Source organism: Vibrio methylphosphonaticus (assembly GCF_023634655.1).
In the GTDB taxonomy this organism is placed as follows: domain Bacteria; phylum Pseudomonadota; class Gammaproteobacteria; order Enterobacterales; family Vibrionaceae; genus Vibrio; species Vibrio methylphosphonaticus.
Genome location: NZ_JAMKMS010000010.1, coordinates 110,043 through 132,745, shown reverse-complemented (window position 1 = coordinate 132,745; position 22,703 = coordinate 110,043). Strand labels below are relative to the sequence as shown.

General features: G+C 42.4%; 20 protein-coding genes and 1 pseudogene. 12 read left to right on the top strand and 9 right to left on the bottom strand.

Annotated features, from left to right (window positions below):
* Positions 1 to 11: 11 nt before the first annotated feature.
* Positions 12 to 1,001 carry an endonuclease/exonuclease/phosphatase family protein gene (locus M9196_RS13595; protein ID WP_250618066.1) on the bottom strand — a complete coding sequence of 330 codons (990 nt, stop codon included), beginning with the start codon at positions 999 to 1,001 and terminating at the stop codon, positions 12 to 14.
* Positions 1,002 to 1,093: 92 nt separating this feature from the next.
* Here M9196_RS13595 and M9196_RS13590 point away from each other — a divergent pair, with 92 nt between their 5' ends.
* The 3 genes from M9196_RS13590 to M9196_RS13580 all read left to right on the top strand — a co-directional run bounded on the left by M9196_RS13590 (position 1,094) and on the right by M9196_RS13580 (position 4,237).
* The gene (locus M9196_RS13590) at positions 1,094 to 2,281 is read left to right on the top strand and encodes an MFS transporter (RefSeq protein WP_250618065.1); all 1,188 of its coding nucleotides are present in this window, start codon (positions 1,094 to 1,096) and stop codon (positions 2,279 to 2,281) included.
* Between the two features lie 390 nt (positions 2,282 to 2,671).
* Entirely contained in the window at positions 2,672 to 3,604 is a 933-nt protein-coding gene (locus tag M9196_RS13585) for a 2-dehydro-3-deoxygluconokinase (RefSeq protein WP_250618064.1), read from the top strand.
* A gap of 9 nt (positions 3,605 to 3,613) precedes the next feature.
* Positions 3,614 to 4,237 (top strand): bifunctional 4-hydroxy-2-oxoglutarate aldolase/2-dehydro-3-deoxy-phosphogluconate aldolase, encoded by a 624-nt coding sequence (locus M9196_RS13580; protein WP_250618063.1) that lies wholly within the window; start codon positions 3,614 to 3,616, stop codon positions 4,235 to 4,237.
* 111 nt (positions 4,238 to 4,348) lie between these two features.
* Here M9196_RS13580 and kdgR read toward each other — a convergent pair whose 3' ends face one another.
* Complete coding sequence (gene kdgR / locus M9196_RS13575; protein ID WP_250618062.1) at positions 4,349 to 5,131, bottom strand: DNA-binding transcriptional regulator KdgR; 783 nt, start codon at positions 5,129 to 5,131, stop codon at positions 4,349 to 4,351.
* 244 nt (positions 5,132 to 5,375) lie between these two features.
* Here kdgR and kduD point away from each other — a divergent pair, with 244 nt between their 5' ends.
* The 4 genes and pseudogenes from kduD to M9196_RS13555 all read left to right on the top strand — a co-directional run bounded on the left by kduD (position 5,376) and on the right by M9196_RS13555 (position 7,651).
* Complete coding sequence (gene kduD, locus M9196_RS13570) at positions 5,376 to 6,137, top strand: 2-dehydro-3-deoxy-D-gluconate 5-dehydrogenase KduD (protein WP_250618061.1); 762 nt, start codon at positions 5,376 to 5,378, stop codon at positions 6,135 to 6,137.
* A 21-nt stretch (positions 6,138 to 6,158) separates the two neighbouring features.
* Positions 6,159 to 6,677, top strand: a pseudogene (locus M9196_RS13565) (YgjV family protein).
* Positions 6,678 to 6,765: 88 nt separating this feature from the next.
* Positions 6,766 to 6,930 carry a hypothetical protein gene (locus M9196_RS13560; RefSeq protein WP_250618060.1) on the top strand — a complete coding sequence of 55 codons (165 nt, stop codon included), beginning with the start codon at positions 6,766 to 6,768 and terminating at the stop codon, positions 6,928 to 6,930.
* 79 nt (positions 6,931 to 7,009) lie between these two features.
* Positions 7,010 to 7,651 carry an RpiB/LacA/LacB family sugar-phosphate isomerase gene (locus M9196_RS13555; RefSeq protein ID WP_250618059.1) on the top strand — a complete coding sequence of 214 codons (642 nt, stop codon included), beginning with the start codon at positions 7,010 to 7,012 and terminating at the stop codon, positions 7,649 to 7,651.
* Positions 7,652 to 7,870: 219 nt separating this feature from the next.
* Here M9196_RS13555 and M9196_RS13550 read toward each other — a convergent pair whose 3' ends face one another.
* Together M9196_RS13550 and M9196_RS13545 are read right to left on the bottom strand one after the other, a co-directional pair.
* On the bottom strand, positions 7,871 to 9,001 hold the full coding sequence (locus M9196_RS13550) for an HlyD family secretion protein (RefSeq protein WP_250618058.1): 1,131 nt from the start codon (positions 8,999 to 9,001) through the stop codon (positions 7,871 to 7,873).
* Positions 9,002 to 9,004: 3 nt separating this feature from the next.
* Positions 9,005 to 9,379 carry a DUF3302 domain-containing protein gene (locus M9196_RS13545; protein ID WP_250618057.1) on the bottom strand — a complete coding sequence of 125 codons (375 nt, stop codon included), beginning with the start codon at positions 9,377 to 9,379 and terminating at the stop codon, positions 9,005 to 9,007.
* 110 nt (positions 9,380 to 9,489) lie between these two features.
* Between M9196_RS13545 and M9196_RS13540 the strand changes: the two genes are divergently transcribed.
* On the top strand, positions 9,490 to 10,380 hold the full coding sequence (locus tag M9196_RS13540) for a DMT family transporter (RefSeq protein WP_250618056.1): 891 nt from the start codon (positions 9,490 to 9,492) through the stop codon (positions 10,378 to 10,380).
* Positions 10,381 to 10,448: 68 nt separating this feature from the next.
* On the opposite strand, the gene M9196_RS13535 is transcribed toward M9196_RS13540, so the two are convergent.
* Both M9196_RS13535 and deoD read right to left on the bottom strand, forming a co-directional pair.
* On the bottom strand, positions 10,449 to 12,017 hold the full coding sequence (locus M9196_RS13535; protein ID WP_250618055.1) for a lactate dehydrogenase: 1,569 nt from the start codon (positions 12,015 to 12,017) through the stop codon (positions 10,449 to 10,451).
* Between the two features lie 165 nt (positions 12,018 to 12,182).
* The gene (deoD, locus tag M9196_RS13530) at positions 12,183 to 12,893 is read right to left on the bottom strand and encodes a purine-nucleoside phosphorylase (RefSeq protein ID WP_250618054.1); all 711 of its coding nucleotides are present in this window, start codon (positions 12,891 to 12,893) and stop codon (positions 12,183 to 12,185) included.
* 331 nt (positions 12,894 to 13,224) lie between these two features.
* Here deoD and M9196_RS13525 point away from each other — a divergent pair, with 331 nt between their 5' ends.
* From M9196_RS13525 to M9196_RS13510, 4 genes are all read left to right on the top strand, one after another.
* The gene (locus M9196_RS13525; RefSeq protein WP_250618053.1) at positions 13,225 to 14,178 is read left to right on the top strand and encodes a YbgA family protein; all 954 of its coding nucleotides are present in this window, start codon (positions 13,225 to 13,227) and stop codon (positions 14,176 to 14,178) included.
* Entirely contained in the window at positions 14,168 to 14,956 is a 789-nt protein-coding gene (locus tag M9196_RS13520) for a MerR family transcriptional regulator (RefSeq protein ID WP_250618052.1), read from the top strand. The genes M9196_RS13525 and M9196_RS13520 overlap by 11 nt, the downstream gene beginning before the upstream one ends.
* 75 nt (positions 14,957 to 15,031) lie before the next feature.
* On the top strand, positions 15,032 to 16,456 hold the full coding sequence (gene phrB, locus M9196_RS13515; protein WP_250618051.1) for a deoxyribodipyrimidine photo-lyase: 1,425 nt from the start codon (positions 15,032 to 15,034) through the stop codon (positions 16,454 to 16,456).
* Positions 16,456 to 17,367, top strand: coding sequence for a L,D-transpeptidase family protein (locus M9196_RS13510; RefSeq protein ID WP_250618050.1), 912 nt, complete (start codon positions 16,456 to 16,458; stop codon positions 17,365 to 17,367). The genes phrB and M9196_RS13510 overlap by 1 nt, the downstream gene beginning before the upstream one ends.
* A 349-nt stretch (positions 17,368 to 17,716) precedes the next feature.
* Here M9196_RS13510 and M9196_RS13505 read toward each other — a convergent pair whose 3' ends face one another.
* Genes M9196_RS13505 through M9196_RS13495 form a run of 3 tightly spaced genes read right to left on the bottom strand, consistent with a single transcriptional unit; the run spans position 17,717 to position 22,647 of the window.
* Complete coding sequence (locus tag M9196_RS13505; RefSeq protein ID WP_250618049.1) at positions 17,717 to 18,760, bottom strand: phage integrase; 1,044 nt, start codon at positions 18,758 to 18,760, stop codon at positions 17,717 to 17,719.
* Positions 18,761 to 20,938, bottom strand: coding sequence for a DEAD/DEAH box helicase (locus M9196_RS13500; RefSeq protein ID WP_250618048.1), 2,178 nt, complete (start codon positions 20,936 to 20,938; stop codon positions 18,761 to 18,763).
* Positions 20,938 to 22,647 carry a dsDNA nuclease domain-containing protein gene (locus tag M9196_RS13495; RefSeq protein ID WP_250618047.1) on the bottom strand — a complete coding sequence of 570 codons (1,710 nt, stop codon included), beginning with the start codon at positions 22,645 to 22,647 and terminating at the stop codon, positions 20,938 to 20,940. The genes M9196_RS13500 and M9196_RS13495 overlap by 1 nt, the downstream gene beginning before the upstream one ends.
* Positions 22,648 to 22,703 lie beyond the last annotated feature (56 nt).

Below are 22,703 nucleotides of genomic sequence, written 5' to 3'. Positions count from 1 at the left end.
AGCGTTGATCATTATTCACTCTGGTCCCTACGTTTAAGCGTTATACTGACAATAGCGTGATCGGTACTGACATCATCATCACCAAACCTTGGGTCGATGATGTGTTTATCGACTAATTGATAATCTTGCAGCTCAAATAGAGAGTGAGTGTCGCTGATATCAAACTCTGGGGAGAGTAGGATATGGTCGAGTCGGTTTCCTTTCGCACCGTAATAATGGGTAATTGGAGAAACCGCGCTAGGCGATGCTTGTCGCTGTTGAAATAACGCCCAGCTGTCTAGCAACGTATAGGGAAAAATAGGCTTGGTGGATAACGGCTGGCGTCTTAAATGGTTGGAGCGTAGAGGGGTAAACTCAAAAGCGTCGAGATTATTATTGAAGTCTCCTAACAGGACTGCAGGGTTATACGTGGATTTTTTACGCGTCACAATGGCGTTGTGAAGCGACAGCACTTCGGTTTGTCGCAGTTGTGTAGAGGCATGGGAGGCATGCAGTTCGTTTAACCATTGTTCAACCGTTGATTCAAGTGTGGAATCAAGAATATCGGATGCAGGGCGTTGAGACTTTAAGTGAACATTGTAAAAGTCGATATTGTGTCCATCACCAATGTCGAGAGTCACATGCAATGGAGGGCGGCTGAATTCACCTTCTGTTCCCGAGAGAAATGGTAGGTTAGCCTGCTGTGTTAATGGAAAGCGTGATGCAAAGGCAAGTGAAGGCTCTGAGTAGATATAATCCGCCTCGATATGGCAATCTTGGTTGAGATAAAAGTAGCGATAGCCAAGCTTGTCTAGATGCATACGCAGTGTTTCTGCGGAAAAAACCTCTTGAAAGGCGATAATGTCGGCATCGAGTAAGCGCAGCGTTTTTTCCAACCAACGGGTCTTTTGAGACCATTGCTGGCTGGTGTAGATATTGTCCATTTCATAGAAGGCAAAGGGTGGGGCGGCGAAGTTACATAAGTTAAAAGTCGCGAGTTTTATTGTATTTATATTTTGCAACGGTTTAGACTCCACATTGGCTCGTAAAATCACTCGAATAACAGAACGAGCATCGGTCAGTTCAATAGTATCAGTACTTCAGGAAAATAATCATGTTATCTAGCCATAAATCACAAGATTGGCGAACGCCACAAAACTTTCTCATTATCATTTCGATTATTGTTCCTATCGCATTTTCCAGTTGGATGGCGCTGTTGAATAACTTTGTCATCGAAAAGGCGAACTTCGATGGCGCAGATATTGGTTTGCTGCAAAGTGTTCGAGAAATACCGGGGTTTCTGGCATTTACCGTGGTGTTTGTGCTGTTGTTCATCAAAGAGCAGAAGTTTATGGTGCTTTCCCTGCTCATGTTAACGTTGGGCACTGCCATTACAGGTTTCTTCCCGTCGGTTGCCGGGCTGCTGATCACCACATTTATTATGTCTACCGGCTTCCATTATTTTGAAACGTTAAAACAGTCTTTATCCCTACAATGGTTGAGTAAAGAAGAAGCGCCTGAAGTGCTGGGGAAACTCATCTCTATTGGTGCATTAGCATCGTTGCTGACTTATGGCGCGTTATGGGTAATGCTGGAAATTTTTGCATTGGACTACATTTGGGTCTATGGAATTTCAGGTGGTATTGGCTTTGTGTTGGTGCTGGTTATTGCCTTTGCGTTTCCTCAGTTTAAAACAGAAACGCCACAAAATAAGAAATTGGTATTACGCAAGCGCTACTGGTTGTATTACGCCCTGACTTTTATGAGTGGTGCAAGACGACAGATATTTACCGTTTTTGCCGGTTTTTTAATGGTAGAGAAATTTGGCTACAGCGTGGCGGATATCACGTTACTATTTTTAATTAACTACTTGTTTAATTTCTTGTTTGCGAAAAAAATCGGTCGCTTTATTGGCATTGTAGGTGAGAGAAAAGCCCTTATTTTCGAATACATTGGCTTGATCTTTGTGTTCGTTGGTTACGGACTTGTACAAACGGCGGAATGGGCGGCAGCGTTATATGTTATTGATCATCTGTTTTTTGCACTTGCACTAGCAATTAAAACCTACTTTCAAAAGATTGCGGACCCTGCAGACATGGCGTCAACGGCTGGCGTGTCGTTTACGATCAATCATATCGCTGCAGTCGTCATTCCAATAACGTTTGGTGTGATTTGGCTCGTGTCGCCGTCTAGTGTGTTCTATATCGGTGCCGCTATGGCGATGGTGTCATTGGTGCTGTCATTGAATATTCCTAGAAACCCAGAAGAAGGGAATGAAGTACGAGTACTAAAGTGGAATTGATCAAGTGGTGATTGTGTCGCTGATGACCAAAACTGCACCTGACGGTATAGGGTAATTGATATGTGTAGGCAGCCTTTTAGGCTGCCTTTTTTATGTGTTACATCACAAGGATAAGGGGAATAAACGCTACAACCGAGTTATGATTACTGGTATGATTGGATTTATTGAACCGCCATTTCATAAAAATAGATTCAACCTTTCGGATTGTTAATGGTTAATGGTTAATGGTTAATAGCCAATAGCCAATAGCCAATAGCCAATAGCCAATAGCCAATAGCCAATAGTTGGTGGTGAGTGAAAAAATCAGGGCGATCAAGCATCGCTGAACATGAGCTGTTTTTATAGCAGCGGCAATTTAATATTGAATAGAACACAACTGGACAGCCAATTATGACCCAATACAAAATAGCCATCATTGGCGAATGCATGGTGGAACTGCAACGTAACGGCGAGCTACTCAAACAGAGTTTTGGTGGTGACACCTTGAATACGGCACTCTATCTTTCTCGTCTTACTCAGCAACACGATCTCACCGTCAGTTATGTGACCGCGTTAGGTCAGGACCCTTTCTCTACTCAAATGATGAATGCTTGGCAGCAAGAAGGGGTGGACACGCATTTAATCCTCAAGCTAAATGATAAAATGCCAGGCCTATATCATATTGAAACTGACCAAACGGGTGAGCGAAGTTTCTTTTATTGGCGTAGTGACGCAGCGGCAAAATACGTTTTTGACCAACCAGAGTCGGATCGCCTGCTAGAAACCTTATTAAGTTATGATGCAGTGTATCTAAGCGGAATCACACTCGCGATCTTAACAGACCACGGTCGCCACAAGCTGTTTGAATTCTTGAGAGCATTCAAAACGCGCGGTGGCAAAGTGTTTTTCGATAACAATTACCGCCCGAAACTGTGGCAAGATCAAGCGTTTGCTGCTGACACTTATAAAACAATGCTAAGTTACACGGACACGGCGTTATTAACGTTTGACGATGATCAAGCATTATTCGGTGATGACGTTGTTGAGCAGTGTATAGAACGCACCTCTCAAGCGGGTGTTACTGAGATTGCGATCAAACGTGGCGCGGAAGACTGCTTAATATACAGCGGCAATGAAACGATAAGTGTCGCGCCAAAACCGATTAGCCATGTTGTGGATACAACGGCTGCAGGAGATTCGTTTAGTGCCGGTTACCTTGCCAAGCGACTCACTGGTGGCAGCGCTGTTGCATCTGCTGCTATGGGCCATAAAGTTGCGGGTGCGGTTATCCAGCACCGAGGCGCAGTGATTCCAAAAAATGAAACACCAGAACTCGATTCGTAGGACAAAAAAATGACAACATTGAATGAAAAACTAGCGGACTTAAAAGTCATCCCAGTTATTGCTATTAACAAGGTTGAAGATGCTGTTCCACTAGGTAAGGCGTTGGTTGAAAACGGCATGCCTTGTGCTGAAATTACGTTCAGAACAGCGTGCGCGGTGGATGCCATTGCTGCGATGCGTAAGGCGTTCCCAGAGATGTTAATCGGTGCTGGTACGGTGCTAACCAATGAGCAAGTTGATCAGGCTATCGATGCTGGCGTCGACTTTATTGTTAGTCCTGGCTTCAACCCAAGAACAGTTCAATACTGTATTGATAAGAACATGCCAATTGTTCCGGGTGTTAACAACCCGAGCTTGGTTGAGCAAGCGATGGAGATGGGATTACGTACATTGAAATTCTTCCCAGCGGAACCATCAGGTGGTGTGGGAATGCTTAAAGCGCTAACCGCAGTGTATCCTGTTAAATTCATGCCGACCGGTGGAGTTAGCCTTAATAATGTTGATGACTACCTGTCTATTCCGTCAGTACTAGCCTGTGGTGGTACGTGGATGGTACCAACGACGCTTATCGACGAAGGTCGATGGGACGAGCTTGGCGCATTGGTCAAAGATGCGGTTGCTCACGTAAATTGATTGAAAGCCGCTGCGCTCGTTGGGGTGGCTTTTGATAATGATTCCGATGATAGAAAAAGCAGCCGCATCGTATTGATGTAGGCTGCTTTTTTATCGTCGGTTGAACGTGAGTTACACAGGGTAGTTGTTGAACCCTAAATGCTCGGAAATATGTTTGCCGGCTTGGTGTAACAGATGCACATAATGATCTTTTCTATTTTCGTCGAAACGAATGGTGGGGAAGGAGATCGATACACCAGCAATAACGGTACCAAAGCGATCGTAGACTGGGGCGGCAATACAACGCAGACCAGGCTCTTGCTCTTCGTTATCTTCACCAAAGTGCTGTTGTTTGACCAGACTCAACTCTTGAAGAAGCTGTTCGATATTTTCCAGTGTATTGGGCGTGCTTTTGACAAATTCGGCATCGATTAATGCATGACGAATAAAGGCTTCATCACGCTCTGCTAGCAGTACCTTACCGATTGCCGTTGTGTGTAATGGGTTTCGGCGCCCGACTCTAGAGTGCATCCTTAATGCATGACTAGAGTCTATTTTATGAATATAGATGATAGAGCCATGATCCAATGCACCCAGGTGAATGGTCTCATTGGTTTCTTCTGAAATAACACGCATTTCTTTTTCCGCTAGCTCAACGAGATCAACCCACTCTAGCGATTTTGAACCCAGTTCAAACATCTTCAATGTTAATGAATATTTGTCAGCCTCACCTTGTTGGGAGACATAGCCAAGCCCTTTCATCGTTTGTAAAAATCGATAAGTGGTGGCTTTAGACATCATTAGACGTTGTGACAGGTCGGAAACACTGATCTCTTTTTGGTCACCTAATGACTCTAGAATATTGAATACTTTTAATACCGAAGAAACGGCTTCAGGCTGCGTGGATTTCTCCATGTTCATTCCTTTCTCATTATGGCTAACAAGCGAACGCTAACACTGTTCACTATTTTTAAAAAGCCTTTTTAGAAAAAATGATTCAATTGAGAAGTGCTTCACATTTGCTTTTGGTTTTGAAAAATATTTTTGAAATGATGTTTTAAAAATATTGCTAAAGGTGTTTTATTGATTTATTGTAATCACATATTCAGTCAGCGATACACATCGCTACGATGACAATCATAAGTTGAGGAAAAGGAAAATGATGTTAGATTCATTTAATTTAAGCGGTAAGGTTGCGATTGTTACTGGTTGCGATACTGGCTTAGGTCAAGGTATGGCGCTAGGTTTAGCGGAAGCTGGCTGTAAAGTAGTGGGTGTTAACTACGTAGAGCCAACTGAGACCATCGAAAAAATGCAGGCTGCGGGTCATACTTTCTTAGATGTACGTGCGAATCTACTCAAGCAAGAAGATATCCCAACGGTTATTGATAAAGCGGTGACTGCGTTTGGTCGAATCGACGTGCTAGTGAACAACGCGGGTATTATTCGCCGTGAAGATGCGATCAATTTCTCTGAGCGGGATTGGGATGATGTGATGAACATTAACTCTAAGACTGTTTTCTTCATGTCTCAAGCGGCCGCTAAGCAGTTTATGGCACAAGGTAATGGCGGTAAGATCATTAACATTGCGTCAATGCTTTCTTATCAAGGTGGTATTCGTGTGCCATCTTACACTGCGTCAAAAAGTGCAGTTATGGGCATCACACGTGCCATGGCAAATGAATGGGCAAGCCACAATATTAACGTTAATGCTATTGCCCCTGGCTACATGGCAACGAATAACACGCAAGCATTGCGTGAAGATGCAGACCGTAATAAAGCGATTTTAGAACGCATTCCTGCAAACCGTTGGGGTACACCACTTGATGTTGCTGGCCCATGTGTATTCCTAGCGTCGTCAGCGTCTGATTACATTAATGGCTATACCATTGCCGTAGATGGCGGTTGGTTAGCGCGTTAATACACAAAGAGAATTATTGAGATGGTGGAGGAAGTAACAGCACAAGTTTTTGGCTTAATTAGCTTTGCGCTGGGTATGTCGACGTTTTATCAAAAAGACGACAAGAGGCTCAAGATTCTGATGCTGTTACTTAACCTTAACCATCTGGTTCACTTTGTCTTAATGGGTTCGATGGTGTCTGCGGCAAGCGCGCTATTGTCCACTTTTAGAACCGGAATAGCGATTTACACCCGTTCATTATGGGTCGCGGCATTGTTTGTGATTATCAGTGTGGTGGTGGGCGTGACGTTAGCTCAAGATGCATGGCAATTATGGCCAATTGCAGGCACGGTTATCGGAACCATCTCTATTTTTTTATTAAAGGGTATTCCTTTACGCTTATGATTCTTGCTTGGTGCTACGTGTTGGCTTATCAATAATATTTCGATAGGGTCAATCGGTGGGAGCTTACTTGAAGCGTCTGTCATTATGATGAACCTATTGACGATTGCTCGCTTATATCGTGATAAGCGCAACCTAAACACCGTCTCGTCAGGTTAGCTAATCGCTATTATGGCAAGAGAGCGGACAGCAAAACGTCTTACACAAATAGCGCTCCTCGAAAGTAAAAATATGAGTAAGCAATATCTTGCGTGACATTGTAATTGGATGGTTGTTGCTATTAGTCTCTCTAGATAAAGATAAAGATAAAGATAAAGATAAAGATAAAGATAAAGATAAGACTCAGCGACCGCGTGTAGGCGAAACCGTCACACTACTGGAGCTTACTCCAGACAGCATGATATCGATTTAATCGGCTATGATAGTTTCATGCTAAGTGATAAAAATATTTTAGTTATAACTTTTGATTCGCAATATAGCGGGAGAAACAAATGAAAATTGCATTGATGATGGAAAACAGCCAAGCGGGTAAAAACGCAGTGGTTTACAACGAACTGACTAACGTGGTTGCACCACTAGACCATGCTGTATTCAACGTTGGTATGAGTGATGAAAATGATCATCATCTTACTTATATCCATCTAGGTATCATGGCAAGTATCCTTGTAAACTCGAAAGCCGTTGATTTTGTTGTGACAGGTTGTGGTACTGGTCAAGGTGCAATGATGTCACTTAATATCCATCCGGGTATTGTGTGTGGTTACTGCCTAGAGCCATCAGATGCATTCTTATTCAACCAAATTAACAACGGCAACGCGTTGTCTTTAGCATTTGCAAAAGGTTACGGTTGGGGCGCGGAACTGAATGTACGCTATATTTTTGAAAAAGCATTTACCACTGGTGAGCGTGGCCAAGGTTATCCACTTGAACGTGCTGAACCACAACAACGTAATGCTGGCATTTTAAATGATGTTAAAGCGGCAGTAGTTAAAGAAAACTACTTAGACACGCTAAAAGCCATTGATGTTGATTTGGTCAGAACAGCAGTGACAGGTGAACGATTCCAACAATGTTTCTTTGAGCATTGCCAAGTGCCAGAAATTGAGCAATACGTACGTACGTTATTGGATTAATCGTTACCCTACTCATACTCATACTCATACTCATACTCATACTCGAGCTACAGCTACAGCTACAGCTACAGTAATAGTAATAGCAATAGTGATAGAGAAAAGAATGGCAACCCTAGGGTTGCCATTCTTATTGTTTGCTACTTAACGATTATTCGGTTGGGTACTTACCATCATTATGGCTAAGAACGGTGCTCTTCACCGGAGGACACAGAGCTGATCTTAGTGATCCAAGTAGAGGTAATTTTGCCAACTTTTCATACGAATCAATACTTTTCGCATAATCGAAACATGTTTGAAACTATCGGAATAAATCGCAATCTCGGCATTGGAGCCAGTAGGGAGTACGTATTCACTCATATCATCATCGAGCACTAGTTTCACCATAGCACGACCCGTGGTATTGAATGTTTGCGTACTTCTCAGTGTGCCGCTTGCACTAATTTGACCTTCAGCAATGGTCGGTAACACTTCTACGATTTTACCTTTGAAGACTTTCCCCGGCAGTGCTCTAAATAAGAATTCTGCTTCAAAGCCAGGTTTAAGGCGTTGCAACGAGTTTTGTCGAAATGCCCCGACAAAGTATTCTTCTTCTTTATGCACGAATGTCATTAGTGGTACCAAAGGTAGCGGTACTGCCATCATGCCGGGTCTAAGTGCCAATTGAGTGACATAGCCATCAGTAGGGGCACGGACAACCGTTTCTCTTAGGTTAAATTCGGCTTGAATTAATGCGGCTTTTAACTGAGCAACAGTTGTATTCTCGCCAAATATTTGTGACTCAAACGCGAGTCTCGAGCTTTCTTCTTTCGCTTCTGCAGCTTCAAGTGCCGCTTGGTTTGCCTTGAATGATTGACGACGTGTATCGACTTGTTGCTCAGTAAATGCGCCTCGTTTGAAGCCTTTTTGATAACGAGCAAACTCTCGCTCTGCTTTGTCACGCTCGGCTACGGCTTTAATCGTATCGGACTGCGCCGCTTTATAATCACTCTCGAGTTGCAATACATCTTGATTGGCATCGGCGAGCGCTGCTTTAGCTTTAATGACTTCCGCTTCATAAGGAATCGGGTCAATTCTTAGCATGACATCGCCTTTTTTCATTTCCTGGTTGGCTTCTACGTTGACTTCAACAACTTTGCCTCGAACACTGGAAACGATAGGAGTAGTACTATAAAACTGACCGCCAACTTGCGTAAACGGGTGGTTATAGTTCATTAATAAGATAAGTGTACCGATGAGAACAACGCCACCCAATACGGCGGTAGGAACGGTCCACTTGTTGAGTGGGATTTTAAAAATTTTGAAAATGGCAATACACAGTGCTGCGTAAGTTAATACCAGTAATAAATCCATGAATTACTTCTCCTCTTCCACAGCTTGAGCTTGCTGTACAACTTGCTTGCCTTTTAGGTATTTTATTTCTTCTTCCATATCAGAGACTTGGTCAATCAGCTTTTCAAGGCGGTGGTGTAAATCATGCTGTTCTTCTTCAAGTTTATGAAAGCCCCATCCTCGTTCTGAGCGCCAAAGCGTTGCCCAAATCCATAGAAATGGCCAGATGGCATGCAGGGTGAATAAGCTGACCCAACCGGCGACATGAATCGCGTCCTGATGAGGGTGATCGCGTTCTTTTGCAATTTCAAAAGGAATGTCGTGAATAACAATAATGCCGTAAAATATGACTAGGGCGACGAAAACGAGCAGCCCAAGAGCAAAGTAATCAAGAAACATAATTCATCCTTGCGAGAGTTAAAGTTGCGAATTGAAATAGTTCGACTGGTTAAGTATTTGTTATATTTATGTATTATGCAATAGATAAATGATGATTAAAGAGGGGTTTGATGACATTTATTGGCGAGAGTGCTGCAATTGGTGCAGCGATGGTTTGGGCGATGGCGACTTGGATTTACAGCCAGTTTAGTCATCACTTTAGCTCGATGCAGTTAAATATCATTAAAGGCTCTATTGCTTCACTCATGATGCTCATGGTGTTGCCGTTGACTCAGATGCCTGATGTCACTGTAGAACCAAGATATTTATGGATTCTCGGCATTTCAGGAGTGATAGGTATCGCTATTGGCGATAGCGCTTATTTTGCGGCGCTAAAGCGTATCGGTGCGAATAAAACCTTACTGCTAGAATCTTTGGCTCCGCCACTTTCTGGTATTTTGGCGTTGTTATTTTTGGGCAGTGCTTTGCAGCTTCAAAGCTGGCTTGGCGTTGTGATTACCACCATTGCGGTGACGTCTGTCGTCATTCAGCCAAATGATGGCAACGGAAGCGGTTATGATTTAAAAGGCATTGCTTTTGGTCTATTGGCAAGTACCTGTCAGGCATCTGGCGTAGTGATTTCCCATTTTGCATTGGTGCAGGGGGATCTACCACCTTTACTTGGCGCGTTAATTCGACTGACGATTGGGGTTGCAGCGGTGGCTATGTTTGTTGTGGTTGCCGAAAAAAAGCCCTTTAGTGCGATAAAAAAGCAGTGTTTGTCGATGACACATAACAATTGGTTATGGTTACTAGCGGCTATTTTTGTTGGGACGTTCTTGGCCCTGTGGTTACAGCAGGTGGCATTAAAATACGCCAACCCTGCTATTGCCCAGACTCTGATCGCAACCAGTCCGTTGTTCATCTTAATTATTTACGCGATCCGTGGCGAAAAGATTAGTCGTCGTAGCGTCGTTGGTACGTTGTTCGCGGTGTTAGGAGTATCGCTATTCTTCCTTTAAGGCGCTGTATTATTTAAAGCACTATTTACAGTGTGGTTCCTCGAAAGGAAATTTTATAGAGCATCTACTTAGTCCAGTAACTGTTTTAAGGTCATCGGGGTCTCACAGACGTTTAGCCTTTGGGCTGCGGTGAGCCCTTGTTTGTCTTGATAACAGAGGTTATGCCAAGCCCGAAAGATGTCGAGTAACGGCATAATGCCTCCCGGTCTTAATTTTCTTCTTGGCTCGTTAATAAAGCTTTCAAACAGCAGCTGGAAACGAGATTGATAAAATTCCACGCTCTCAATAGAAGCCACCTTTAGCCAATAATTGGTGTGGTCGACGTTGTCTGAGGAAGAGTTGTTGCCTGACAAAGTCTCATTTGCGGATGATAGGTAACATAACCCTTTGCTTGCCCCACTGGCTTGGTGCGCTATAGCCCAGCGGTCACGCCACCAACCCATCAGGGCAATATCGGTTGTTTTTGATAGTCCGCTATTGTCCCATTCTGGATCTTGCATGACGTATAGGAGGTCGATGCTATGGCTTTTGATACGTTCAAGATAAACGGAGAGTGCTGCAGAGCGAAGAACCGGATCTTGAGGCATAAAGATAGCAAGCGGCTTTTTATCACCAATCATCTGCGATATATACAGGTAATGAGCATAAGAGGTATAGGGCGCTCGTATAAGCGTTCCCGTATTGGGGTAATCAAATGTTGAAAAATTGCCTAATGGGTCCTCAACATTACTTCTTGCCAGAATATTCTGATAATTGATGTCTATACGTTCTTTGATGTTTGGAGGCATAGCCCCAATTGATGCCGGTTCACGACGACCAGTTGGGCTTCTTTCGCTTTCGGTACGTTCATTGGTACTGCCATAGTTTTCTGCTACATACTGCTGAGATAAAAACTGTGCATTGTTTTGATAGGCATCATGATCGAGAGTGCTATTAGCGCTATTTTTTAAGGTGTAGTTGGTGTGTTGGCACAGCACATAGCCGGAGTCAGCGTCGCAGGTCACGAACCAAAAAACACCGTTGTGACTGTTTGGTTGTAGGCTTTGATAGTTCGAAGCAAGGGTATATTGGCTAGCGTGGTTTAACCAACGTGCATCAATATGGGCGAGTTTTCTACGACAGCGGCTCGCGATTTGGTCGATATTGTCATAAAAAGTTTTCGGATTGATGTGAAGCTTACGACAAATTTCTCTTACCGAGTACCCCGTAAACAAGAACGCCAGTAATGCTTCTTGAAACTCAATTTTTTTATTGGCTCCAGACCATTTGTCGACAAAGGTCCCCTGGCATGATTTACATCGATAACGTTGGCGATCACCGCTAAATCCAAAAGCGTGGTAGCGCTCTTTATGGGTATCCACCGATAGGCCAAAGTTGTCACACTGGCTATCTTTACATGCAGGAAGTCCATCATCATGAGCAAGCCTCAAGCGTTGCAGCTCGCTTAGGACTTCTTGGTTGTTAAGTAGGGGGGGAAACGCACCACACTCTCGGCATACCATCGCAGGTCGCTTAGGATTACTGTGCTGCAAAATATAAAGGTTTGCATCACTTCTTCCAAAATTGTCACACGCCAATGTTTTACAAAAATTGAGCTGTAATCCATTAGCAACCAGCGGCAATTTGCCTTCTGACACGTTCACCCCCTAAGGTCTATAAAGCGCCGGTCTATAAAGCGCCGGTCTATAAAACATCGGTCTATAAAAATGGTTTTATACAAAACGGGTTGTATAAAAAGTGCTTCATGCAAAACACTTGAAAAAAAGCCAGGGTAACTTCAGGCGTTACACTGGCTTTAAAGCTTATAGGTTGATGGCTGTTTCTAGTGCGACGGTCATCATTTCGTTAAACGATTTTTGACGGTCTTCAGAACTTAATTTCTCGCCACGGATAATATGGTCGGAAACCGTAAGAATAGTCAGTGCTTTTGCACCGAGATCGGCGGCAACGCCATAGATACCCGCAGCTTCCATATCCACACCCAAAATACCTAAGTGTTTCATTTTGTCGAAGATGTCTGCTTCTGGTGTATAGAAAAGGTCAGCAGAGAAAATATTACCGACTTTAACGGGAACGTTTTGGCTGCGTGCCTGTTTAACCGCTTCCTCTAACAGACCGAAATCAGCAATGGCAGCAAAGTCATGGTCATTGAAGCGGATACGGTTTACTTTTGAGTCGGTTGATGCACCCATGCCAATAACAACGTCCATTAGGTTAACGTCGTCACGCACTGCACCACAGCTGCCTACACGAATAACGTTCTTAACACCAAAATCTTTGATGAGTTCGTGTACATAGATGCAGCAAGATGGGATACCCATGCCATGACCCATAACGGAAACGCGTTGACCTTTATAAGTGCCGGTATAACCGAACATATTGCGCACATCGCAGACTTTCTCAACGTCTTCTAAAAACGTATCAGCGATATATTGAGCACGAAGCGGATCGCCTGGCATCAGGACGGTTTCAGCAAAGTCACCCGGGTTTGCGTTGATATGAGGGGTAGCCATGGTATTGCTCCTAATATTTTAACTAATTCTGTTGAATGATGTCATTCTTTGTTGGAATGAATAGTAGCGCCAATAATAAGGGCTCTATGAGATTTCAGTCACATTTTCTCCTCAATCTGACATTGTTTCTCTTGATGATAACTGAATATGTTGAAACCTAATGAGCAATCGATTCACTGGGTGAATTTATGGTTATAAATAAAAACGTTGCATGAGTGAACTGTTACACTTAAACGACGTACTATTGTACAGAGCAAATTTTTGTATCACTTAATACTTAATACTTGGTGCCAAAGTGTCACCACACTGCATTATTAATCGGGAGCATGTCATGGAAGAGCAAACCATTACTATCGGAATAAGTTCTTGCCTTTTGGGCGAAAAAGTTCGTTTTGATTCAGGCCATAAGCAAAGTAGTTATGTAAATAAGGAGCTGCGTGATTATTTCTCGTTTGTGTCAGTGTGTCCGGAAGTAGGGATGGGCCTACCCGTCCCCCGACCAACAATACGTCTAATGTCTAATGAAGAGCGTATTAGTCTTGTTGAAACTAAGGATGCAACCAAAGACTATACCGATGGGATGCTGTCTTTTACGCATAAAAAAGTAGCCGAGCTAGAGAGTACGGAAATGTGTGGTTACATTGTGTGTGCCAAATCACCGAGCTGCGGTATGGAACGCGTGAAGGTATATACTGTTGGTCACGCGAAAGCCAATGGTGTCGGCTTGTATACAGAGCATTTGATGAAGAAAATGCCATGGCTACCAGTCGAAGAAGATGGCAGATTGAATGATCCTGTACTTAAAGAAAATTTCATATCGCGTGTATTTGGCCTAAATGATTTCTATCAGTCAATGCAAGGTGAACCTACTCCAGGGAAAATTGTAGATTTTCACTCCCGTTACAAATTGACATTGATGGCGCATAACCCAACCTCTTATAAAACGCTTGGTAGACTCGTCGCTCATCAGAATGAGTATGAACCAGGCGAGTTTTACCAAGCTTATCGCTTGGGGTTGATGGAAGGTCTCAAGCACAGAGCCTCTCGTAAGAATGTCACCAATGTCCTCATGCACATTCAAGGGTATTTTAAGCGAGCACTGGATGCGGACGAGAAACGCGAACTAGCACAAGTAATAGACGATTATCGTACTGGATTATTGCCATTGCATTCTCCCCTTACACTGCTGAAGCACTATCTGCGTGCATACCCAGATGACTATTTAGCGTCGCAACGATTCTTACAACCTCACCCAGAAGAAATGCGTTTACGTTATGGGCTCTAGCAACGCCCGCTATGCAATCCGAGAAGTCGCTGAGATGACAGGTGTCAAACCAGTGACTTTAAGGGCGTGGCAAAGGCGTTATCAGCTTGTGCAACCTGAACGTACAGAGAAAGGGCACCGTTTATATACGCCAAAAGATGTGGAAACGATTAAGCGTGTGCAGAGCTGGCTGGCGAAAGGGGTATCCATTGGCAAAGTTAAAGCGCTTTTGGCGTCGAATAGTTTACCCGTTGAACACGATTCATCTCAGCGTCTTGATGAAGCTGAGTCCTTGCTGCAAGCCTTGAGCTTACTCGATGGCGACGAGGTTGGGAGAATTCTCTGTTTTGTTTTAAAAGAGTACCCGCTAGACATAGTTGAAACGCAATTTGTCATGCCGGTGTTGACGGCAATAGACTTTGTCAAAATGGGTCAACGGTCGCTGCAATATGCGCTATTTCGCACCTTACTTATTCACCAGTTATTGCTGATGATTCAAGCCGAGTCAAAGAAAGGTGGGAAACATAAATACCTTCTCGTCAATTTAGACACGGTAGGCAACCTTTTCGCTTGGCTCTGTTACGCCCGTCTTATTGAAAAAGGGGGGAGAGTAATATTTTTGGATGGTGTCGATGATATTGGTGCTCTATTCAATGAAGAGGTGATTACGACCTATCACGGGGTGCACTTATTCGCAGAAAAATCGTTATCGGAAAAGCATCTTTCAGTGATAAGAGAGCAAAGAGCCAATCATCTTGTTCCGGTTTACGTTTCACCTGTCATTGAACATTTAATTTAGTTTAATTTAGTTTAATTTAATTTAATGCGGAATAGGATCGTTAAGCGCGGCGATGTCACGCATTAGGAGAAAGTAATGAAACGATTAGTGTTATTCAATCGTGATCTAAGAACTATCGACAATACCGCACTAATACAAGCCATTGATGGTGAGACACCAGTCATAGCGGTATTCATCGCTACGCCACAGCAATGGGCGCAGCATGACTTAGCGCCGATTCAAGCTGATCTCATTCGTAGGCGCTTAGAGGCGTTACACGAAGAACTCGAGTTATTGAACGTGCCTTTTCTTTATAAGGAGTGTGATGATTTTGAACGGGCTAATGAGTGGTTGCTAGCGTTGTCTGCGGAGCTAGGGGTAAGCGAATTATTCTTGAATTTCGATTATGAAATCAATGAAAGGAACAGGATCACTGCGTTGTCTGAACGACTGGAACAGCAGGGTAAAACGGTCTGTGTATTCGATGATAAATGCATACTTCGACCGGGTAGCGTATTAAATAAGCAAGGTAAAAACTTCAAAGTATTTACTCCATTCAAAAATGCTTGGAAAGCGCAGTTTACGTTAGCCAGAGTTCAAAAACCGAAAATGTCCGTCCCCACAGATGTTCCCGCGCATTATCGATATGAGTCGAATGTGCCGTTTAACTACCCGACGGTGTCGAGCTTACCTATGCCCGTGGATACCAACAGCATCATCGATAAGCTTCGAGCATTTAGTCACGATAGAGTCGCTAATTATCACCAGGATCGAGATTTTCCAGCAGTGGATGGGACAAGCCAACTGAGCGCCTATTTAGCGATCGGAGCGCTTTCAGCCAGACAGTGCGTGGCTCGTCTTTACCTCGATGCGACGATGTCAAATGGCCAAGAACCAACGCTATCAGAAGGGGCAGAGATATGGTTAAGTGAGTTGATTTGGCGAGAGTTTTATCAGCACTTGGTCTATTTTGAGCCTAAATTGAGCCGTCGTCATGGTTACCTGAGCTGGGAGCGAAATCTGATTTGGCAGGGAAATGAAGAGGCGTTTACTCAATGGTGTAATGGCGTGACCGGCTACCCCATTGTTGATGCGGCAATGCGACAACTGAATGCAACAGGCTGGATGCATAATCGGCTGCGTATGATTGCGGCAAGCTTTCTAATCAAGGATCTTCATGTGGACTGGCGCTGGGGTGAAGCCTATTTTATGTCCAAACTAGTGGATGGGGATTTCGCAGCAAATAATGGCGGGTGGCAGTGGTGTGCCTCTACAGGGTGCGATGGTCAGCCCTATTTCCGTATTTTTAACCCCATCCGTCAGGGCGAGCGTTTTGACGCACAAGGAGAATTTATTCGTCAATGGATTCCGGAACTGGCCAATGTGCCTAATCGTCATATACATCAACCTTGGTTGTGGGAAGCGTGTCAAAAGTTGGAATATCCTGAACCGATAGTTGATCACAAGACACAAAGAGAGATAACCTTAAGTGTATATAAAGCAGCAAAGGATCAACATTGATGTATCGTAGGACGATTTTAGCGGCTTGTCTGAGCTTCTCACAATGGATAAGTGCAGCTACTTATGCGCTTCCCGAGGATGGCAGCAATCTTGTTGGCACCATCCATTACCATAGTATCGTGGCGGGCGAAACCATGTCTGACATTGCTAAGCACTATGATGTTGGTTTTTTGTCATTGATGGCGGCGAATAAAGGCGTCGATCCTTTTCTACCACCGGAAGATTATGTGTTGACGATCCCAAGTCAGACCATATTGCCAGAGGTCGAATACAAAGGCATTGTCATCAACCTTGCTGAACTTAGACTGTATTATTTTGAACCAGAAAAAGACATCGTCCATATTTTCCCTGTCGGTATCGGTCGAATCGGGCAAGATACGCCAGAGATGACGACCAAAATTAGCCAATTGCGTAAGAACCCGACGTGGACGCCCCCGACGTCAATACGCAAGGATTATTTGGAGAAAGGGATAGAATTGCCTGATGTTGTTCCAGCAGGTCCTGAAAACCCGTTAGGGGACTACGCGATGCGGCTAGCGTATGGAACAGGGTCGTATTTGATTCACGGAACCAACAAAGACTTTGGCATTGGTTTACGTGTCAGCGCGGGATGTATTCGTATGGATCCTAAAGATATTGACTGGTTGTTTAACGAAGCAAAAGTTGGACTGCAAGTGCGTGTTATCGATGAACCCATTAAAGTCGCTCTTGAGCCAGACAGAAGCGTGTTTATTGAAGCTCATGAACCATTAACGCGGAGTGATGGGACGAAAAAGGCCATGTCCATTCCTCAAGAACTAGAGTGGTGGTTAGAAGAGTATGGTATTTCTGACCGAATCGCTAAAGCGGCGGTGTTAGCACAAAATGGTGTGCCTGTAGAAGTGGTGCCCGCAATGGAAGATCTTGAGTAGTTTGTGTTTGAGCTAACTTATAATGCGTGACGGATTGGAAAGCGCGTTCTAACACGGTTTTAACTAAGCGTATAGCAGGCTAGATTAACGTATAGCGGACTGGATTAAAGGTATAGCGGTAAGAATTTAACTTAAGACAAAAAAACACCCGCCTTAGCGGGTGTTTATCATTTATCTAGTGATGCTTACTTAGTGTAATGCGTAGCTATTTCAAGAACCCAGTAAAACCAAGGGTTCCGTAGCCATTTCAATGCCTTAGTGATTCCCTGTTTTGTCAGTATTGTTCAATAATGACCAGTATTTAGAAAATCTGTCGCCATTTTGTCGCCACTTTCCTCTGAATTTATGGCTACAATCCCAAGCTGGAAATGGGGTTTAACTCTGCCGCCTGAATGAGATGATCAGGCGAGAAATGGGCATAACGCATGGTCATTTTTATGTCGCTGTGACCAAGGATTTTTTGCAGCACCAAAATGTTTCCTCCTGCCTCCATAAATCGGCTTGCGAAGGTATGACGAAAGACATGGGTATTTTGCCCATCCGGCAAGTCTGGGAAGGTTTGGTTAATGATAAACGCAATGCCATGATGGCAGCTTTTAAACAACCTATCCTTTTCTCCTGTTGGCTCAAACGCCATCAGTTCATTATAGAGCTTTTCTGTGATTGGCACCGTACGGTTCTTTTTGCTCTTGGTATCCAAAAATGTGATTTTGAATTTGGTGATCTGCGAAACACGAAGATTATTGGCTTCTGAAATACGTGCGCCAGTAGATAAGCAAATTTTACAGACCAGCTCGAACTCTTTAGCGCGTTTGCTTTTAGCAATCCTATCAAAGAGCGCAGTAATATCCTTATCTGAAAAGAAGCCCATTTCAGATTCCGTCACAGGGATCTGTTTAACGCCAGTCAGTGGGTTAGGTTGCGTCCACTCGCCAAGGGCAATGAGTTCATTAAACACAGCACGCAAGCATCTTAAATCAAGGTTATTAGTGGGAGCGGATATCAATTTGTCTGTATCCGCTCCCGTGTGACTGTGTTTTGCTTTTCTGCTAGAACGCCAGTGAACAAAGTCTTTAGCCGTAAACTGGATGGCAAAAGGGTTCCCCAGTTCTTCAACAATGGTGCAGAGGCGAGGGTAAAGCTTAACCGAAGATTTTAAGTGCTGGCCGTGAAGCTTGTACCAGAGCTCAACCAAGTCATGAAGTGTACGTAAGTCCTTTTTATCACCCAGCCAAGGTTTATCATCCACCTCGGCCATAGTGAACTTTTCGAAAGCAAGGGCTTCGCCTTTAGTAGCGAAGCGCTTGCGAATACGCTTACCTTTACGGCCCTGCGGGTAACACTCGCAAAGCCATGGTTTTTTGTTATTGTCTTGAAGGTTTCTGACGGTCATCTAGTAAGTAGCTTTCTTGATAAACATATGATCTACCTGGTTTAACTGTTTCAAGTACTTGTGATAGATACGTAAGTAGCGGACTAGGACATCAATATCTGCTTCGCTTAATCTCTCGGTTACAAGTTTGTCTAAAGTTTCAATTGGAATCCCCATTTCTTCTAAAGCGGAGAATGCTGTTGGCAAATGACTATGCTCAAATAAATGTACTAGGTAGCCTAGGTCTGCAATTTCTGGTACACCCAAACTTGTAAACTCAAAATTTAAAAGATCTTCTAATAGTAATAGAGCTCGTGTAACTGAGTGCTTAAAGATATTCCTTGTGATTTTTAATTCTTTGTCCGTCATATCCGAACGGGATACAGCGTCGTCTCTTGAGTCATATATGAAGCTAATTTGTTTCTTAATATAGCTACTATGATTTTCGGCATAGATGTACCACCCCAACCTATTTTGAAGGTCAAGGTTATCTTCAAAATGGAGGTTAAGTCGAGTTAATGAACCACTTTCCACTGTTTTTATGAATGTTGATAGGAGCTTCAAATGTTCGCTTTTAGGAGCTTTAATGGTCGCAATCTGATTCATATCTGAAATGGATAGTTGTGTAATTAACTCGTATGCTTTTAAGATTAACTCAACCTTATAAGTTGAATGTTTTTGAATGATTTCGAGAGGAACATCAGAGTTTTTAGCGAACTTCATAAGACTTTCGGTGCTTTGTTCAGACAGATGTTCTGGTTGAATTCCTGCTAACAAGTTTATTGGGGATTTATGGTCTTGCTGCCCTAAAGGTAGGTCCACAACTTGAGTCTGTAATTCTTGTTTAGGTAGCGCCTCTAAACAAAAAACATTACCAACAAGATATTGATTCATTCGCCCCGCACGACCTGAAATGTTTTTGTGCGTAAAGTTGTCTATTCTAGGTGTTCCATTTCTATTGTCGTAAATAATTATATTTTCAGCAGCTGTGTTTACACCTTCAATTAATGTAGAGGTGCATATCAAAATTTTAATCTTTTTTGAGTTAAATAGGTCAATGTTTTTCTGTTGAATTGCACGAGGTAAGGCACCATGGTGGATTCCTATACCATGACGAATAGCACTGGTACATCCCCAATCTTTTCCGTAATATTTTACCAACCACATATAATATTTTTTTAATGAGTTGGAATTTAGATAACCGATAGATTTTTCTTGAATTTGGTGTAAGCGCCCTAAGTATCGAGATACTTGTGCTATAGAAGCAGCGGATTTACAGTAGATAATAGTCTGCCCGTGGTGGTTGTTGACTATTTCTTCAAGTTGGAGGTTCTTTGATGCTAAGTCCATCGCTGCAATATTAAACTCATGAATATTAAGAGCTACGGTGTTAAATTCGGATGGAACAAATACATAGTCTCGCTGTATCACTTCCATTCCTCGGATTGCATCTATATAAGGCCCGATCATGTAGAATTGCTTTGAAACAGATAGCAATTTACTTAGGGCAATATTCAATGCGATTACTCTAGATGAGTCATCATTTCTGAAAGCAAGCTTATAGAACTCATCAACAATAAATAAGTCGATGTTTTTTAGATCCTTACGTTCGTTAACTCGCTCTTGGGTTAGTATGTAAACAACCTTGTTTTTTCGCTTGATCTGTGAGCCGTGGTGAATTACTTGATACTCTGAACTGAATCTTTTTTGGATTCGTCTTCTGGTTTCATCTATCAGCGCTATCGTAGGAACAACAATAACGATCTTACTGAATTGGTCTTCCGCGATTAGAGCATCGATAATTGCACTTTTACCCATGCTAGTAGGCGCACTTAGAACTAAATTATTTCCTGATTTCAATAGGTTGAAGATCTTTGCTTGCATCGAGTGGAAAATAAACTGCTTGTCAAAGTTACTTTGATATAAGTCTAATGTTAATTGTTTGTCATACGATAAATCGGAGAAGTACTTTTTTAAGTATGGGTATAATCCAGCTTTTCGTATGAGATTTTGCAGTAATAATATTTGACTTTCAAAGAGTTCTAATTGGTCTAATGCGCGAATAAGATACTCACGTCCCTTAGCTTGTTTCGCAGGGATAGATAAGTATTGATTTGCTTTTTTTAAATATAAGAAAGGTGATAGTTTCTCACATTTTACATCTTCAATACATGCTCTAGGTTCTAAGTTAGCTTGCATTATTTATTTGCCTGTGTTGTTACCGCATGAATAAGGGAGGGGATTGATGGAATTGGGTAAATATATACATCGATATGTAAATCTTGGTAAAATTCACTTTGTTCAACTAAGCACTCAATTAGTCTTTTAAATCTATCCTTAACTTCCTCTTCAAGGGTTAATAAGTAGTCCTTATGCATGTGTTTATTGTTACAGTCAAGGTTACATGATTCGTAACCTAAAAAGAAAGCAAACCGAAATCTATCAATATTTTCGTCTAAGGAAGAGTTAGCATTAAGTATTTCATCAATATCATGCTTTAATAAATATCCATCCTCTTTGGTTTCTAATATTTTTTCTTTCTGGGTATCAAATGCTTCGGAACCTAACAACTCATCAAACTGCATGATCATATTGTCGACAGCGTCTTTGATACTACCTTCAATAAGATAACTAAACCCCATGAGTAACTTATCAGGAGAGTGATCTTCTAAAAGTATATGAACGTTATCAAAACATGTTTTCATATTGTCGTCGATATATAAATTAGCAGCAATTGGTTGAGATTTATACTTGGTTCTGATTATTGAATAAAGCAGTGCCTTTGAAATTAACTCATTAATATTTTGATAGCTCTGTTTTTTTCTCTTGGTATAAATAGCTATTTTTTCATCAAGGTTTTCAGGTTTGTGATCTGCTAACTCATTAGGAAGTAACAGTACCTGAGGTAACCACTGGCATAGATTTTTGGCAATTTGCCCATAGGTATAGTTTCTGCGATGGTAACCTCCATGTAATCCAGTACATATCTTTTCACCGTCAAAGCTATGGTTTTTGTATAAATCCCGATCAGTAAAGAAAGACTTAATAATAGCCGTCAGTTTATTTTGATTGGTGGAGTATACTTTTATATGTCTGCTATTTAAGTTCGCGTAGTGCTCAATCTCATTGCTGAACCATTTAATAAAGTCAATACGATGGTATGACTTATCAGCAGCAGAATACAGTACTCGAGAAGTTGCACTTTTTTTGGTAAGGTTGCTTAGAAGCGAACAAAGTATTCGTATGTCGTCACTATTAGAGCTAAGAAAAATGCCTTGCTCCTGAGCTGCTTGCAAAATCAAACTAGTACAAGCCAGTTCCAACTGAGTTTGGTTGGGAATTACGGTCCACTCTGCGTGATCTAACCAGTATTCAACATCATTTCCTTTTGGTGTTTTGAATTCGGTACTATTACGAGGCTTATTAAGTTTTATTTTTCTTCGCAGAGATGCCAGTAATTTTTCTTTACCTTCTTTTTGCGGCCTAGTATTTATATCTATTTTCAATAGGTGAAGTTCTTTTTTAACGTCACGAGTAGTTAGTATTCGAAAGTAACCAGGAAGCTGAGATTTATCACATGCCATAGATTTGTGGAGAATCGAGTCTTCTTTACTTACGATTTGATCTTTTTTTTGTTGTCCTGTCTTTGGTACAGTTCTAGTCGACGCTACTGCGAATTCTTTAATGGACCATTTAGTATCATCGTCTGTGGTTTTAACTTGAACATATTCAATTCGGTCATCATAAACGAGGTCTATGTCGTCAACAACTTCACAGCGGACAGAGAGTAAAGACTTATCTCGAAGCATTGATAACGTATAGTACGCTGCAGCAAAGTTTTGGTAGGAAAACCCTTTAAGGGCAGCTGGTCCACCACTATCAGATTGCTCCATTTCCGTAGAACTCATATTTTTACCTAGCCATTAATAAGGATTTTCAGGTACAACTCTATTTTGAGTGTTTA

Coding starts and splice junctions, on each gene's coding strand:
- M9196_RS13545 (WP_250618057.1), bottom strand. CDS start 9,379: ATGTTTCTTGATTACTTTGCTCTTGGGCTGCTCGTTTTCGTCGCCCTA.
- kduD (WP_250618061.1), top strand. CDS start 5,376: ATGATGTTAGATTCATTTAATTTAAGCGGTAAGGTTGCGATTGTTACT.
- phrB (WP_250618051.1), top strand. CDS start 15,032: ATGAAACGATTAGTGTTATTCAATCGTGATCTAAGAACTATCGACAAT.
- M9196_RS13550 (WP_250618058.1), bottom strand. CDS start 9,001: ATGGATTTATTACTGGTATTAACTTACGCAGCACTGTGTATTGCCATT.
- M9196_RS13505 (WP_250618049.1), bottom strand. CDS start 18,760: ATGACCGTCAGAAACCTTCAAGACAATAACAAAAAACCATGGCTTTGC.
- M9196_RS13590 (WP_250618065.1), top strand. CDS start 1,094: ATGTTATCTAGCCATAAATCACAAGATTGGCGAACGCCACAAAACTTT.
- M9196_RS13525 (WP_250618053.1), top strand. CDS start 13,225: ATGGAAGAGCAAACCATTACTATCGGAATAAGTTCTTGCCTTTTGGGC.
- M9196_RS13540 (WP_250618056.1), top strand. CDS start 9,490: ATGACATTTATTGGCGAGAGTGCTGCAATTGGTGCAGCGATGGTTTGG.
- kdgR (WP_250618062.1), bottom strand. CDS start 5,131: ATGGAGAAATCCACGCAGCCTGAAGCCGTTTCTTCGGTATTAAAAGTA.
- M9196_RS13555 (WP_250618059.1), top strand. CDS start 7,010: ATGAAAATTGCATTGATGATGGAAAACAGCCAAGCGGGTAAAAACGCA.
- deoD (WP_250618054.1), bottom strand. CDS start 12,893: ATGGCTACCCCTCATATCAACGCAAACCCGGGTGACTTTGCTGAAACC.
- M9196_RS13495 (WP_250618047.1), bottom strand. CDS start 22,647: ATGAGTTCTACGGAAATGGAGCAATCTGATAGTGGTGGACCAGCTGCC.
- M9196_RS13520 (WP_250618052.1), top strand. CDS start 14,168: ATGGGCTCTAGCAACGCCCGCTATGCAATCCGAGAAGTCGCTGAGATG.
- M9196_RS13585 (WP_250618064.1), top strand. CDS start 2,672: ATGACCCAATACAAAATAGCCATCATTGGCGAATGCATGGTGGAACTG.
- M9196_RS13500 (WP_250618048.1), bottom strand. CDS start 20,938: ATGCAAGCTAACTTAGAACCTAGAGCATGTATTGAAGATGTAAAATGT.
- M9196_RS13580 (WP_250618063.1), top strand. CDS start 3,614: ATGACAACATTGAATGAAAAACTAGCGGACTTAAAAGTCATCCCAGTT.
- M9196_RS13510 (WP_250618050.1), top strand. CDS start 16,456: ATGTATCGTAGGACGATTTTAGCGGCTTGTCTGAGCTTCTCACAATGG.